Below are 13,831 nucleotides of genomic sequence, written 5' to 3' on the forward strand. Positions count from 1 at the left end.
AAAAATGGACCGCGTACAGCAGTCCATCTCAATTCATCATTCAGTTCGCACTATCTTTCTAAAAGGATTAGAAGTTTTCGTTAATGTGAGCTTCGAAACGAACAAAATCGTTTTCGATATCTGCGTTCTTCATCACGTCGTAGCAAGCGAATGTAGGTAATGCTGACATACCAAAGAAGCGGAAGTTAGCATGCATGTGGAACATCAAATCGTCCACGCCTTTACCTTGGAATAGGTATTCGCTCTCATCATCAAACGATTCTTCTGGCGCGTTGAATGTCAGTGACAGCATGTATTTGCTGTTGGTTTGAGTGCCGCCTGTACCATAGTTTTTCTTTGGTTCTTCTGCGCTACGGCCATCGAATGCACATAGTGCGCCGCCCATACCCGCAGTAAACACTTCGTCCATGTATTTTTTGAATGACCAAGGCACAGACATCCAGTTGATTGGGCTTTGGATGATCACGCGATCTGCCCACTCAAAGTGTGCGAGTTGCTCATCTACGTTGATCTCATCTTGCATTGTCACAACGCGAACCTCATGGCCTTTTGCTTGCAGAAGCGTCTGTGCTTTGTCGACAAGAGAAGCATTTAGACGACCTTCTGAATATGGTGATGGTTCGTGTGCATTGATGATCAGTACGTTGCTCATGGGATTACCTTTAAATAAGTTCACAAGATGACGCAGTAACCATTGTGCGTCGGGTGTGGTTTATTATGGTAACCTAGAAATATAGTGCAATTAGTTAACTTTTAGTAACCTACTTAATTTTTTATTATATCACTGTTTTTAAAACATATATTTTTTCAATTTTTTATTCATCGTTATTTTACGATTAATTTTTTCATCGAGTTGTTGCATCTTCCACAGAGCAGGCGTACACTTTATCGCAATTCGACGATTAACTATTAAGGCCAGCGAATGAGTGATAAGTGCAAGGACACGTGCGAAGTTGTTTTTCAGACAACGCAACAACAGCTCGAGAAAGAACAAACTCTCGCAGCACAAGCAAAAGCTTTGTCGCATCCAGCACGTTTGCGCATTCTGCATATCCTGCACACGCTCGATACCATGGGCGGTTGTTTGAACAGTGATTTGGTTTCTGAACTGGGTCTTGCGCAATCTACTGTTTCCGAGCACTTGCGTATTCTCAAGCAAGCAGGCTTTATCAGCGCCGAGCCAAACCCACCTAAGGTGTGTTACCGCATTCAACGCGACGCGTTTGATCAGTTCAATCTAGGATTTTCCAAGTTATTTGATTAATGCCCTTTGCACGCTGTTCAGGCGTGCAGAGATAAACTATACCTTTAAATATCGCCTTTCGACGATAAACGAATAAGAGAACACTATGACTACTCAAGTTTTAAATAGTGCCAGCGACAAAATGAGCTTCTTGGACCGTTACCTAACGGTGTGGATTTTTGTGGCAATGGCAATCGGTGTAGGTATTGGCGCAGCATTCCCTCAAGTTGCTGAGTGGAACGAGTCAATGTCAGTTGGTAGCACAAACGTACCGCTAGCGATTGGTTTGATTTTGATGATGTACCCGCCACTCGCAAAGGTGAACTACAACTTGCTAGGCACAGTGACGAAAGATAAAAAAGCGATCACGCTGTCTTTAGTCATGAACTGGATTGTCGGCCCTATTTTGATGTTCATCCTTGCATTGACTTTCCTAGGTGATCATCCGGGTTACATGGTTGGTATCATTCTGATTGGTCTTGCTCGTTGTATTGCCATGGTATTGGTATGGAACGATATCGGTGGCGGTAACAAAGAATACGGTGCAGCCCTAGTTGCACTAAACAGCGCTTTCCAAATCGTGACTTACAGTGTGATGGCATGGTTGTTCATCACTGTGTTGCCACCAGTCTTTGGTTACGAAGGTTTCGTGGTTGATATCTCGATGATGGACATCGCGGAAAGCGTTCTGATTTACCTTGGTATCCCATTCCTAGCGGGCTTCCTAAGCCGCAAATGGCTGGTCGCTGCGAAAGGTGAACAATGGTACAACGACGTGTTCATCCCACGCATTTCACCAATTACGCTTATCGCCCTGCTTGCGACCATCGTACTGATGTTCAGCTTGAAAGGTGAAATGATTCTTGAACTGCCAATGGATGTATTCCGTGTAGCAATTCCACTGGCTATCTACTTTGTGTTGATGTTCTTTGTCAGCTTCTTCGTTGGTAAGAAAATGGGCATTGACTACGACAAAAACGCGTCGATTGCTTTCACGGCAACAGGCAACAACTTTGAATTGGCAATTGCGGTTTCTATCGCGGTGTTTGGCCTAAACTCAGACCAAGCTTTTGCTGGTGTCATTGGCCCGCTGATCGAAGTGCCGGTATTGATTGCTTTGGTGAACGTAGCATTGCGAATGAAAACCAAATATTATGGTTAACCTAAAAAGCACAAAAAATACAAAAGCGGTAAAACATTAACTCACCACCGTTTTAATATACTCACTGGGCGTTAGGCCGAACTTACTTTTAAAGCGTTGGCTAAAACGCCCCTCTGACTGATAACCACACAACTGTGCAAGCAGCGCAACGTTATACGAGCCATTTTGCATCAAGTAAAGTGCGTGATTTAAGCGCACTTCTGCCAATACTTCGCGATACTGGGTACCTTCTTGTTTCAGTTTTCGTATCAATGTTGCTCGGCTCATAGAAAAGTGCCCCGCGACCATGTCTAATGAATGCTCCTCCCCTGGAGAGCGCGATAAGTAACGACTAAGTTTCTGACTAAAAGAGATATGTGAACTCGAGAACAACCGATGCAATAACCCTCTCTCAGCTAGCTGCTGATATAGGCCCATAATCCAATAGCGTTGTGTCGCTTCACTTAAGCTTTCCCGCTCAAACGAAAACAAAGCATTTAACGTCGCTTGCAATGCTTTATCTGTCTCAACAACGGGTACATAGTTTCCTAATGCGTTGCTCATGCTTAGCTCCAACATTTCATCGCTAGGCACACAGTGAAAACTGAACATTCGAGAAAGAAATCGCCCTTGTAGAGGAAGATTTTCAAAATTTAGGGATGCATTTGCTTCACAAAGCATGATATTTGGATGATGGATGTCGAGTACTTCGTCTTTCCAGAAAAGATGTTTACTCCCCTTAACAATCTGAATAATGCTTGGGGAGTGAATCCTGACATTACGAAGCTTCTGCTGCTGCTCCGCACGAAACAGCGTAACCTGATATTGGTGACCCATTCTCTCCCCTTATATTCAATTATCGCGTGTAAGTCGTGGTTAATGTCGCTTTACCCAAAGCAACACTATTCAAAGTAAACCCTACAATGGCTGGTGGCGTGTTTTCATCCAAATTCAGTTCTTCAGTTGGCAATGCCCACACCGTAAACTGGTAACGATGCATCCCATCATTCTTTGGAGGACACGCGCCGCCGAACCCCGTTGTGCCGTAGTCAATACGAGATTCTTTGCCGCCTAACTTGTTCATATCAATGCCTCGAGGCAGCTCGCTAACGGTGGATGGAATATTAAACGCTATCCAATGCCAAAAACCACTGCCTGTTGGCGCATCGGGGTCATACACGGTGATCGCAAAACTTTTTGTGCCCTTTGGAGCTTCTTTCCACATCAATTGTGGTGATTGATTCCCGCCATCACATCCCCAACCAGAGTATTCAAATGTCTTCGCCATCGGGTGGCCTTCTTGAATATCTCTACTCACGAGTTCAAATGCATGGGCAGAACCGACCGCAAAAACAATCAATGCCAAAACTGATTTGTAGATCGCTTTCATGTTTTTCTTCCTTTCAATGAATTCAACACTAGTGTAAGTACCCAGCAGTCCGAATCCTTGTCAGTAAGTATCAAAAAACACAAAATAATCTATAATTTTGACACTTTAAGATTCTAACACAAATTTCTTACTCTCTTAATTGCACTTGGTTTATGCTAATTAATCGCTCACGGAACAAGGAAGGAAAATGGAATTGGATATCTACGTGGTGGACGCCTTCACCGATACGCAATTCAAAGGCAACTCAGCAGCGGTGATACCGTTAGAGGAATGGCTAACCCCAGAATTGATGCAAAATATCGCGACAGAAAACAACTTATCAGAGACGGCTTTCCTAAAGTCCATTGGCGCAAACCAATATGAGATTCGTTGGTTCTCTCCGATTACTGAAATCGATTTCTGTGGACACGCAACACTGGCCTCTTCGTTAGTTCTGTTTGATGAGTTTGGCATTAATGGCACGATTGAATTTCATACTCTGGAAGTAGGGACCCTCACCGTAGAGAAGAATGCGCAAGGTAAGATCGAGATGACGTTCCCTGCTCGTCCTCCAAAAGCCGTTTCTGATATTCCCTCGGCATTGATTGATGGCCTAAGTTGCGATGTGGAACGCGTACTGCTTAGCCCTCAAGCGTATTTCGTGGTGGTCGGCAACCAGCAGGAGGTACTTGAGGTTCAATACCGTTCAGAGCACCTCAAGACACTCGCTCCTTACGATGTGGTCGTTACCGCGAAAGGTGATCAACAAGACTTTGTATCGCGTTACTTTTGGCCTGCAAATGGTGGTGACGAAGACCCCGTAACTGGCTCGATTCACGCTGGGTTAGCACCGTTCTGGGCAGAAGCGTTAGGCAAAACATCACTGGTCGCTTACCAAGCTTCTCAGCGCGGAGGCATTTTGCACTGTGAAGTTACTGGCGAACAAGTAAGAGTATCTGGCGACGGCGTGCTCTACATGAAACGCAAGATTTTTGTTTAAATGATATTCATGTAATCAACTTAAAAGAGCCAAGTAAAGCACGGCTTCCGCAGGATCAAGCCAGCTTCAATAATTAATCAATTGATGAATATTGAAGGAATTAACTTCCTAGCCGGACAAAACTGACTCACGTTACACTGAATGCAGTCCCACACTCTTCTATAGCTTGATACGAATTCGAGTTCACCTTCTTAGAGGAAGCGTCGCATGATGAAGCGAATCATTCTTGGCACCCTAGCCCTGACTCTTTTAACTGCCTGTTCCAAAGATGACGGACAGCAAGCCCTTGGCACACTGGAACGTGACCGCGTAACCTTTACTGCTACCTCTAGCGAGATAATTCGTGCCCTACCCATTAAGGAAGGCAGCCAAGTCACCGAAGGAGAAGTGCTGGTTCAGCTCGATACAAAGAACCAAGAAGCCGTTTTAGCTCACGCCGTAGCCGAACAAGCCAAGGCTGACGCTTATCTTTTGAAATTGACCAATGGTGAGCGACCAGAAGACATTGCCGCAGCGCAAGCACGTGTTGCCAGAGCGGAAGCTCAATTGGTTGAAGCGCAAAAGAACTACCAACGTAAAGCGGAGTTAGTTCGTAAAAAACTCATCAGCCAATCAGAGAAAGACACCGCTTTAGCAGCCAGAGATTCTGCCCGTGCAGAGCTAGACTCCTCACAAGAAGAGTTCAGCAAACTGACCGCTGGCTCTCGTCCTGAAGATATTGAACAAGCGAAAGCCGCACTCATGGCTGCAAAAGCCGATGTAGCACTACAAGAACAGAAACTGGCAGAACTCACCATCACGGCCACGCGAGATGGCTTGTTAGATAACCTACCGTTTAACCTTGGTGAACGCGTTCCTGTCAATGGCATTGTTGCAGTAATTCAAGCGAGCCGCGTCCCATACGCCCGTGTTTATGTTCCTGCCAATTATCGAGTCAACTTTGTGCCGGGTAAAACGGTTAACGTGCATGTAGATGGCGTTGAGCAACCATATAGTGGCACCGTTCGTTGGGTAGCGACTGAACCTTCATTCACGCCTTATTTCGCGCTCACCGAGGAAGAACGCTCGCGTTTGATGTACCTAGCAGAAGTCGACCTACAAGACTCCGCACAATCCTTGCCTTCGGGTATTCCAGCGCAAGTGGATTTGGTGGAGTAAGCCAATGACCGAATACGTGATTCAAGCTGAAAATGTGGTGAAGAAGTTTGGTGACTTCACCGCCATCAACAACATCACGCTTAATGTGCCCAAAGGCAGTATTTATGGTTTTCTTGGTCCTAACGGCTGTGGCAAATCGACAACTATTCGTGTGTTAACTGGCTTACTTAGCCCAAGCGAAGGCAATGTCGATGTACTCGGGCTAGAGATCCCAAAACAATCTGAGCTTCTGCGCCTCAAGATTGGCTACATGACGCAAAAGTTCTCGCTTTATGATGATCTGACGGTTCAAGAGAATCTTGAGTTTATTGGACAAATCTTTGGTATGGAAACCAAGGCCCTAAAAGCTCGCATCGAAGAACAACTATCCACCTACGGTCTCGACCAGTTGCGTAAACAGCGCGTCGGCGGAATGAGTGGCGGCCAGAAACAACGCTTGTCTCTCGCCGCAGCGACCATGCACAAACCAGAACTGTTGTTTCTCGATGAACCCACATCTGCGGTTGACCCAGAGAACCGACGCGATTTCTGGGAGCAATTGTTTGATCTCTCTGACCAAGGCACCACGATTTTGGTCACAACGCACTACATGGACGAAGCAGAGCGCTGTCATCGTCTGGCTATTATGGAAGCCGGGGAAATCCGCGCCGATGGTGAGCCAGAAGAACTCATGGCGCAAATGGGCGTTAACATCGTCGAAGTCAAAGCGGATAACTTACGCGAGCTCAAAGAGAAAGTCATTCAGCGTGAAGAGGTACGCTCAGCCGCACAGCTCGGCATTCGCTTACGCATTTTGATCCACCAGCACATCGAACAACCGATCGAATGGTTAACCCAAACCTTTCCAGAGCTTGAGGGCTGCGAGATGAACATTGCTCGTCCTAGCTTGGAAGATGTGTTTGTCAGCGTGACGGGAGAAGGTCGCCAATGATGAAATCTATTGCCCGTATGAAAGCGGTAATGATCAAAGAGATCCGTCAGCTTTCACGTGACCGCATTACCTTTGGCATGGTCGTGATGATCCCGCTAATTCAGCTTCTGCTGTTCGGCTTCGCTATTAATACCGATATTCGCAATATTCCCGTTGGTGTCGTTGATCAAAGTGGCAGTACCGCCGGGCGCGTGATTACCGAGTCCGTTAAAGTAACGCAAGTGGTCGATGTGGTTGAAACCTTTGCTACCGCTTCAGAAGCCGAACAAGCCATTCAAGACGGTTTGGTGCGAGCGGCTTTAATTCTACCTAGCGACTTAACCCAACGTATGGTGCAAGGTCGAGAACTTGGCCAGTGGATTGTGGATGGTTCAGACACCATGATCAGTTCTGCGATTCTCTCGCTACAAACCATGCCGTTAACGGATTTTGATTTTGAGATACGTCCTGCTCCAACCAAAACCTTTGAAGTTGCGCTGTATTACAACCCGAGTCGGCGCTCAGCGGTGAACATTGTCCCTGGTTTGTTGGGCGTGATTCTAACCATGACGATGATCTTGTTCACCAGTGCAGCCATTGTTCGAGAACGGGAGCGTGGCAATTTAGAGTTACTGATTACTACGCCAATCCACTCCATAGAACTCATGGTGGCGAAGATCATCCCTTACATCTTTGTTGGTCTGATACAGGTGTTTATCATTTTAGGCTTGGGGCACTGGATATTTGGTGTGCCGATAAACGGCGCCATTAGTCAGATACTGTTTGGTACGCTGCTGTTTATCGCCGCGAGTTTAACCTTAGGTTTGGTGATATCCACCATTGCGACGACGCAGCTTCAAGCAATGCAGATGACGGTGTTTATTCTTTTGCCATCGATTCTTCTGTCCGGATTTATGTTCCCTTATGAAGGAATGCCCATCGCGGCACAATGGATATCCGAAGCGCTGCCTGCCACCCACTTTATGCGAATTATTCGTGGTGTGGTGCTGCGTGGTGCAGACCTAATAGAGCTATGGCGAGATACAGTTTGGTTACTTGGATTCACCGTTATCGGCCTTATTGTCGCTTCATTTCGCTTCAAAAAATCACTCGACTAATTCCACGATATTACGTTCATTCCTTAAAAACAAAAATAGCCCCAACGAAGGGCTATTTTTTGTTTCTGTATTCATACACTGTGCTATCGAGCTCAACTCTCAGACAATATTAATAGTACTCACCGTAGGAACAATCTCGTAAATCGGAAATATTGTAGTTTTTCAAAGAGTTTATTTTAAAGTTGAACACTACCTGTTTACAGACAACGCCTTCGCGATCCGTGTACGTGATAATACCTTCACTGTACGCACGCTGACCATCAGAGGATGTCACGTCAGCAACAAGTTCCAAATGGCCCTTATGCGCGTCTACGCGATTCATCATCTCAAACACATCGACCCACTCTTCGCGATTTGCCATTTGTATTAGCATGGACTTCGCCTGTGTTTCCAACTGCTGGGGGTATAAATAATAACGGTTGTAACCAAAGTATGCGCACATAAGTAATAAAACGAGTGCAAATGAGGTTGTTCTTGTCATACAAGCTTCCTCTTGTTGTTATAAAAATCTTGCTTCGTTAATTCAGTATAGGAAGCGAGCAAAGTTTAGGTTATAGAACTTGCCCAAATAACAGAGGACAGTCAGAGACAGTCAATTCTATGACAAGCTCAACAACAAACTTTATTGCACTCTCATCATGGGCTTGAACAAAAATACGCCATAGAGACAGTAAGAAGTAAGAAGTAAGAAGGGAAAACTAACCGGAGCGCGGTGATAACAGAAAAGTAAAAGGAGTTTGAAGAAAAAGACAATCCGAGTGAATGTAGTGAGAGCGGAAATCAAGATTAGATTATCCGCCCATCAACTAGGCTCAAATTGTCAGTGACCACAACAACGCGACTCACCGAATTTAAACGTGTTGGTAACTATCTTCGAGAGACTCTGTCTGCGTTGTTTTCTCGCTCACTTCCACTTTAACCGCAGCGACCTTGAACTCAGGGATCTTCGCATGCGGGTCAGTTGCCATTGTCGTTAGGCGGTTGACTGGCGATTCAACAAAGTGGAAAGGAATGAACACCACACCTCTTTGAATCCGCTTAGTCACAAAGGCATCAATCTCAATGCTGCCACGACGTGTAGACACCGTCAGACGCTGACCATTACTGATGCCAAGTGCTTCTGCGTCTTCCACGCTCACCATCGCTCGTGGGCCAGCAAGATTATCCAACCCTTTGGTTTTGCGCGTCATGGTGCCAGTGTGGAACTGCTCAAGTACGCGACCCGTCGTTAACACAAGTGGGTACTCTTCATCTGGCAGCTCAGCCGCATAACGGAACGGTACACCCACCATCTGCCCTTTACCACGAGTAAACTGGGTTTGGTGCATGATGCGAGTACCCGCAGGGTTGTTCTTGTTGCTAGGCCATTGCACACCGTTTGGCGTAATGGCATCCCAACGAAGACCCGCGTATTGAGGTGTCACTCGTGCGATTTCATTGGTGATATCAGACACGCAGTGGTAATCCCAATCACTGCCCATGGCATTGGCAATTTCTTGAATAATCCACCAATCTTCTTTCGCTTCACCCGGTGCCGTGACAACCGGATTCACACGCTGTACACGACGTTCTGTATTGGTGAAGTGACCCGCTTTCTCTGCAAACGAGCAAGAAGGCAGAACCACATCCGCGTATTGCGCAGTCTCCGTTAGGAAGATGTCTTGAACAACCAAGAAGTCGAGTGCTTCTAAACCTTCAATCACATGCGCTTGGTTCGGGTCACTCAACACTGGGTTCTCACCCATGATGTACATACCACGAACGTCACGATGGCAAGCCGCATCAATGATTTCTGTCAGGGTTAGACCTTGCTCAGAAGGCAGATTTGGCGCATTCCATTCAATCGCAAACTTCTGACGCACAATTGGGTTGTATACCTTTTGGTAGCCTGGGAAACTGTTTGGCAAAGCCCCCATATCACACGCGCCTTGCACGTTTGATTGACCACGCAGCGGATTGATACCACCACCTTCAATACCGATGTTGCCACACAGTAATTGCAGGTTAGCGATAGAACGCACGTTGTCATGACCTGTCGTGTGCTGAGTAATACCCATCGAGTAGTACACAGCTGTACGATCTGCCGTACCGATCATGCGCGCCATTGCTTGAATGTCTTCGGCTTTAACACCCGTAACCAACTCCACTTTATCGAGGTTGTAAGCTGGCGACATCACCTCTTGGAACAAGGTATCAAAGCCGTCGACACGTTCTTCAATGTACTCTTGATCGTACCAACCGTTCTTGATGATCTGCTGCATGACGCCATTTAAAAGCATCACATCTGTACCCGGACGGTGCGCCATGTACAACTCAGCATGCTCTGCCATATCGACACGTTTCGGGTCAGCCACAATCAAGCGAGCGCCGTGGTGACGAATTGCTTGTTTGATGTGTGAAGCGATAATCGGGTGCGCCGATGTGGTATCCGAACCAATAATAAAGATCACATCAGAGTGCTTAATGCTTGGAATGTCGTTGGTCATTGCACCACTACCGAGTGATGCCTCAAGACCGGTTACACTCGATGCGTGACACAAGCGCGCACAATGATCGACGTTATTGGTGCCTAGTTCACGACGGACAAATTTTTGGAACGCGTAGTTGTCTTCGTTGGTGGTTTTCGCTGAAGAGAAACCCGCCAATGCGTTGCTGCCAAAATCTTGCTTGATGCCAGAGAACTTGCTCGCAATCAGTTGAATCGCCTCTTCCCAACTTGCAGGCTGCAACCAACCGTCTTTACGAATCAAAGGCGTGGTAAGACGCTCTTCACTGCCGATGAAATCAAAACCAAAGCGCCCTTTCACACACAGCATGCCTTGGTTCACTGGCGAGTCACCGCCCTTCACGTAACGAATCGTATTGGTTGCTTCGTCCACGAACATAGTCAACTTACAACCCACACCACAGTACGTACAAATGGTGTCGACCGCTTTCAGATCTTCAGTACGACCCTGTGAGCGGTCGCGACTATCGACCATCGCGCCCGTTGGACACACTTGAACGCACGCGCCACATTGCACGCAGTTCGAATCGCCCATTAGGGTTAAGCCATTCTTGTTACTTCCAAAGTGTGGACGGTCGTCAGGACGTAATGCAGGACGACCTTGTTTGTCGCACACAAAGTTCAGTACGCCGTGCACGGCTTTGTCACGACACGCTTGGATACACTGACCACAGCTAATACAGCGGTTGGCATCAAACTCAATAAACTCAGAGCTACGGTCAACTTCGTACTTATGACGCAAGTCTTTCGCACGAAGATCTAACCAATCTTGATGCGATTTAATCTGTAAGGAGAAGTCAAAGCTTTGCTCAGCTTCATATTCGGTGGAGTAATCACGCAGCGCACAATCGGTATTTGCCTGACAGCCACATTCAAGGCAGCGCGCCGCTTCCTTCATCGCTTCTTCGTTATCAAAGCCCAACTCCACTTCAGCGAAGCTTTGCTCGCGTTGTGCTGGAGTCAGCTCAGGCATGATAGAGCGAGCGACTTTCTGGATGTTCTCGAAGTGAAGCGGATCGACTTGAGAGAGCTTCTTCTCTTTACGCGAGTTGAACGCTGCCTTTGGCATATCCGCCATATCACCATTCAAAAACAGGTCAATCGCTTTTGCCGCAACGCGGCCATCACCCACCGCTTCAACTGCCGTTGCTGGACCACGGCGGAAATCACCAATACTGAAGATATTGCCCGTGCCGGTGTGCATGGTCTTTTCATCGGCATCAGAGGTGTTCCAACGCGTAAGCGGAATCGACAAATCTTCGCCTTCGAGGAAGCTCAGATCTGGCTTTTGCGATACTGCCGCAATCACGGTGTCGAACTCTTCGGTAAAGAACTCGCCGGTTGGTTTTGGGCTTCGACGACCAGATGCATCCGGCTCACCCAACGCCATGCGCTCTAGACGAATCGCATTCACGCGTCCGGTTTCATCGGCAAGGTTTTCTGCAGGGTTGGTCAAGAAGTGGAATTTCACCCCTTCGTGTTCCGCTTCGACAATCTCGTAGTCTTCTGCCGGCATTTCGTCACGGGTACGACGGTAAATCAACGTGGTGTCGGCACCAGCACGACGCGCAGTACGAGCACAGTCAATTGCCGTGTTACCACCACCGATCACCGCGACTTTCTGACCCGTGACGTAATTTTGCTCAGTCACGTAATCTTTGAGGTAATCAACACCTAAGTAGCAACCTTCAAGGTCACTGCCTGTGTAATGCATTTCAACCGCTTGAGACGCGCCGACAGCTAAACACACCGCATCGTATTCTTCGCTCAATTGAGAAAGCGTGAAATCCACACCCAGCTTTTGATTAGTGTGAACTTGCATACCATTACGGCACATCAGTTCGATTTCTTTATCGAGAATGTCTTTTGGCAAACGGTATTCAGGAATGCCATAACGCAACCAACCGCCCGCTTTTGGCATGGATTCAAAGACCGTAACGTCATAGCCTTCGTTCGATAGGTAGTAGCCAGCCGTTAGACCACCAGGACCACTGCCGACGACGGCAATGTTCAAACCTTTGCTTGGTTTCTTTTCTGGTAAATAGGCTTCATGCGCAGACAAATCCGCATCCGCGGCATGACGTTTTAGCTGGCGAATTGCAATAGGCTCATCGACTAACGAACGGCGACATTCACTTTCACAAAATGCTGGGCACACGCGGCCAATCGATAACGGCATAGGGAGCGTACGCTTAATCACTTCAATCGCTTTTTGATGATCGTTCTGTGCGATGTGATAAAGGTACGATTGGATATCAACGCCCGCTGGACACGCGGTTTTACATGGCGCTTCACAATCGGCGTAATGGTCCGTCATGATGCGGTTGAGTGCTTTTCTGCGGTGCTCGCTTAATTGTTCTGATTGCGTGACCACATTAAGGCCGCGGTAAACTTCGATTTCACACGCACGCTTAGTACCGCCACTTTCGACTTCAACTACACACAAGTCACACGGTACTTTTTCATTACTTTTGTTCATTCCGCACAGCGATGGGATCTCGACCCCACACACTTTTGCTGCTTCTAAAAGGGTTAGACCCTCTTCTACAATTCTATATTTTCCATCGATGACAATTTCTATCATGCAACCCCCGCAGCAAAGCAAATCCAAATCTGCACAAGTAAAACCATGCATTCTATAAGGATAATCATTTGTAAGACAAGTTAGTGTGATGTAAAACTTATAAACCACATTTTTCACGTGTCATAAAAAGCGAGGGCTTCTTTCGCTAACTTTCAACACTCGGTGTTTAACAAACGTTTTACTCCCTCGAAAGTGCGAAAACTGTAGGGTTGGACTATTTTGATAATAAGAGTAATAAATGATTGACCTTACCCTTAGGTTAACCTTTAGAATCGAAGGGTTTTCATCATTTTCATCAAACACATGGGAAAGGGTATGCACTTAAAATCGCTGCATACAATCTGGTTAACTCTTTTCACGACGCTAGTGCTATTGGTATCTAGTGTGGCGAACAGTGAGCCGTTGATGAATATTCAAATGATGTCTACTGGCATGGCTCACCATCCTTCGATGATGAGTGACAGCGAACACTGCGGTATGCCTGGCATGATGGACGTATCCATGACTGACGCTTCTATGTCCGAAGATGGCGATGCAAGAGAAACCAGCATGAACTGTGGTGGAGGCTCCGGCATGGTTCATACCTGCTGTACTGCCGCGTGTACGATAGTTTTCGTCCCCCTACCGAATCCTATCAATAGCCCAATGCCCGTCGTCTATCGCGCAACTATTACTCCTGAAGTTGCTTCCCCAGTCGTACACGTCGGCCGCGACCTGTACCGACCTCCTATAGCCTAAATCCGTCCTAGCATTCGACCCTGCACATCTATCGCAGGTTGTTTTAATGCGCCTGAACGATGAG

12 protein-coding genes are annotated in these 13,831 nt (G+C 46.9%); 7 read left to right on the forward strand and 5 right to left on the reverse strand.

The features are described from left to right. Window positions 1-67: 67 nt before the first annotated feature. Window positions 68-652: an NAD(P)H-dependent oxidoreductase gene (locus R7Z10_RS00310; RefSeq protein WP_054730289.1), complete on the reverse strand. Its 585-nt coding sequence runs from the start codon at window positions 650-652 to the stop codon at window positions 68-70. A gap of 270 nt (window positions 653-922) precedes the next feature. Here R7Z10_RS00310 and R7Z10_RS00315 point away from each other — a divergent pair, with 270 nt between their 5' ends. Both R7Z10_RS00315 and arsB read left to right on the forward strand, forming a co-directional pair. Next, window positions 923-1,264 (forward strand): helix-turn-helix transcriptional regulator, encoded by a 342-nt coding sequence (locus tag R7Z10_RS00315; RefSeq protein WP_005375451.1) that lies wholly within the window; start codon window positions 923-925, stop codon window positions 1,262-1,264. Window positions 1,265-1,349: 85 nt separating this feature from the next. After that, window positions 1,350-2,405, forward strand: a complete 1,056-nt coding sequence (arsB, locus tag R7Z10_RS00320; protein ID WP_005375449.1) for an ACR3 family arsenite efflux transporter — start codon at window positions 1,350-1,352, stop codon at window positions 2,403-2,405. Between the two features lie 36 nt (window positions 2,406-2,441). Here the strand turns inward: arsB and R7Z10_RS00325 are convergent, their stop codons facing one another. Beyond that, entirely contained in the window at window positions 2,442-3,221 is a 780-nt protein-coding gene (locus R7Z10_RS00325) for an AraC family transcriptional regulator (RefSeq protein ID WP_136976486.1), read from the reverse strand. Window positions 3,222-3,240: 19 nt separating this feature from the next. Then, entirely contained in the window at window positions 3,241-3,774 is a 534-nt protein-coding gene (locus R7Z10_RS00330; RefSeq protein WP_318103618.1) for a YbhB/YbcL family Raf kinase inhibitor-like protein, read from the reverse strand. A gap of 187 nt (window positions 3,775-3,961) precedes the next feature. On the opposite strand from R7Z10_RS00330, the gene R7Z10_RS00335 reads away from it, so the two are divergent. From R7Z10_RS00335 to R7Z10_RS00350, 4 genes are all read left to right on the forward strand, one after another. Then, window positions 3,962-4,753: a PhzF family phenazine biosynthesis protein gene (locus tag R7Z10_RS00335; protein ID WP_206225730.1), complete on the forward strand. Its 792-nt coding sequence runs from the start codon at window positions 3,962-3,964 to the stop codon at window positions 4,751-4,753. Window positions 4,754-4,963: 210 nt separating this feature from the next. Next, window positions 4,964-5,911, forward strand: coding sequence for an HlyD family secretion protein (locus R7Z10_RS00340; RefSeq protein ID WP_064354663.1), 948 nt, complete (start codon window positions 4,964-4,966; stop codon window positions 5,909-5,911). A 4-nt stretch (window positions 5,912-5,915) separates the two neighbouring features. Then, window positions 5,916-6,842, forward strand: a complete 927-nt coding sequence (locus R7Z10_RS00345; RefSeq protein WP_203345636.1) for an ABC transporter ATP-binding protein — start codon at window positions 5,916-5,918, stop codon at window positions 6,840-6,842. Continuing rightward, window positions 6,842-7,939, forward strand: a complete 1,098-nt coding sequence (locus R7Z10_RS00350; protein WP_053303790.1) for an ABC transporter permease — start codon at window positions 6,842-6,844, stop codon at window positions 7,937-7,939. Before R7Z10_RS00345 ends, R7Z10_RS00350 begins: the two co-directional genes overlap by 1 nt. A gap of 109 nt (window positions 7,940-8,048) precedes the next feature. Here the strand turns inward: R7Z10_RS00350 and R7Z10_RS00355 are convergent, their stop codons facing one another. Continuing rightward, on the reverse strand, window positions 8,049-8,420 hold the full coding sequence (locus tag R7Z10_RS00355) for a hypothetical protein (RefSeq protein ID WP_017635234.1): 372 nt from the start codon (window positions 8,418-8,420) through the stop codon (window positions 8,049-8,051). A gap of 370 nt (window positions 8,421-8,790) precedes the next feature. Further along, on the reverse strand, window positions 8,791-13,029 hold the full coding sequence (gene fdhF, locus R7Z10_RS00360; protein WP_318103621.1) for a formate dehydrogenase subunit alpha: 4,239 nt from the start codon (window positions 13,027-13,029) through the stop codon (window positions 8,791-8,793). Between the two features lie 315 nt (window positions 13,030-13,344). On the opposite strand from fdhF, the gene R7Z10_RS00365 reads away from it, so the two are divergent. After that, window positions 13,345-13,767 carry a hypothetical protein gene (locus R7Z10_RS00365; RefSeq protein WP_262659554.1) on the forward strand — a complete coding sequence of 141 codons (423 nt, stop codon included), beginning with the start codon at window positions 13,345-13,347 and terminating at the stop codon, window positions 13,765-13,767. Window positions 13,768-13,831: the final 64 nt, after the last annotated feature.

It is taken from the genome of Vibrio sp. Vb1018 (assembly GCF_033338775.1).
Lineage (GTDB): Bacteria > Pseudomonadota > Gammaproteobacteria > Enterobacterales > Vibrionaceae > Vibrio > Vibrio alginolyticus.

Excerpts from the sequence above, each read along its gene's own strand:
- R7Z10_RS00310 (WP_054730289.1), bottom strand. The coding sequence starts at position 652 with ATGAGCAACGTACTGATCATCAATGCACACGAACCATCACCATATTCA.
- R7Z10_RS00315 (WP_005375451.1), top strand. The coding sequence starts at position 923 with ATGAGTGATAAGTGCAAGGACACGTGCGAAGTTGTTTTTCAGACAACG.
- arsB (WP_005375449.1), top strand. The coding sequence starts at position 1,350 with ATGACTACTCAAGTTTTAAATAGTGCCAGCGACAAAATGAGCTTCTTG.
- R7Z10_RS00325 (WP_136976486.1), bottom strand. The coding sequence starts at position 3,221 with ATGGGTCACCAATATCAGGTTACGCTGTTTCGTGCGGAGCAGCAGCAG.
- R7Z10_RS00330 (WP_318103618.1), bottom strand. The coding sequence starts at position 3,774 with ATGAAAGCGATCTACAAATCAGTTTTGGCATTGATTGTTTTTGCGGTC.
- R7Z10_RS00335 (WP_206225730.1), top strand. The coding sequence starts at position 3,962 with ATGGAATTGGATATCTACGTGGTGGACGCCTTCACCGATACGCAATTC.
- R7Z10_RS00340 (WP_064354663.1), top strand. The coding sequence starts at position 4,964 with ATGAAGCGAATCATTCTTGGCACCCTAGCCCTGACTCTTTTAACTGCC.
- R7Z10_RS00345 (WP_203345636.1), top strand. The coding sequence starts at position 5,916 with ATGACCGAATACGTGATTCAAGCTGAAAATGTGGTGAAGAAGTTTGGT.
- R7Z10_RS00350 (WP_053303790.1), top strand. The coding sequence starts at position 6,842 with ATGAAATCTATTGCCCGTATGAAAGCGGTAATGATCAAAGAGATCCGT.
- R7Z10_RS00355 (WP_017635234.1), bottom strand. The coding sequence starts at position 8,420 with ATGACAAGAACAACCTCATTTGCACTCGTTTTATTACTTATGTGCGCA.
- fdhF (WP_318103621.1), bottom strand. The coding sequence starts at position 13,029 with ATGATAGAAATTGTCATCGATGGAAAATATAGAATTGTAGAAGAGGGT.
- R7Z10_RS00365 (WP_262659554.1), top strand. The coding sequence starts at position 13,345 with ATGCACTTAAAATCGCTGCATACAATCTGGTTAACTCTTTTCACGACG.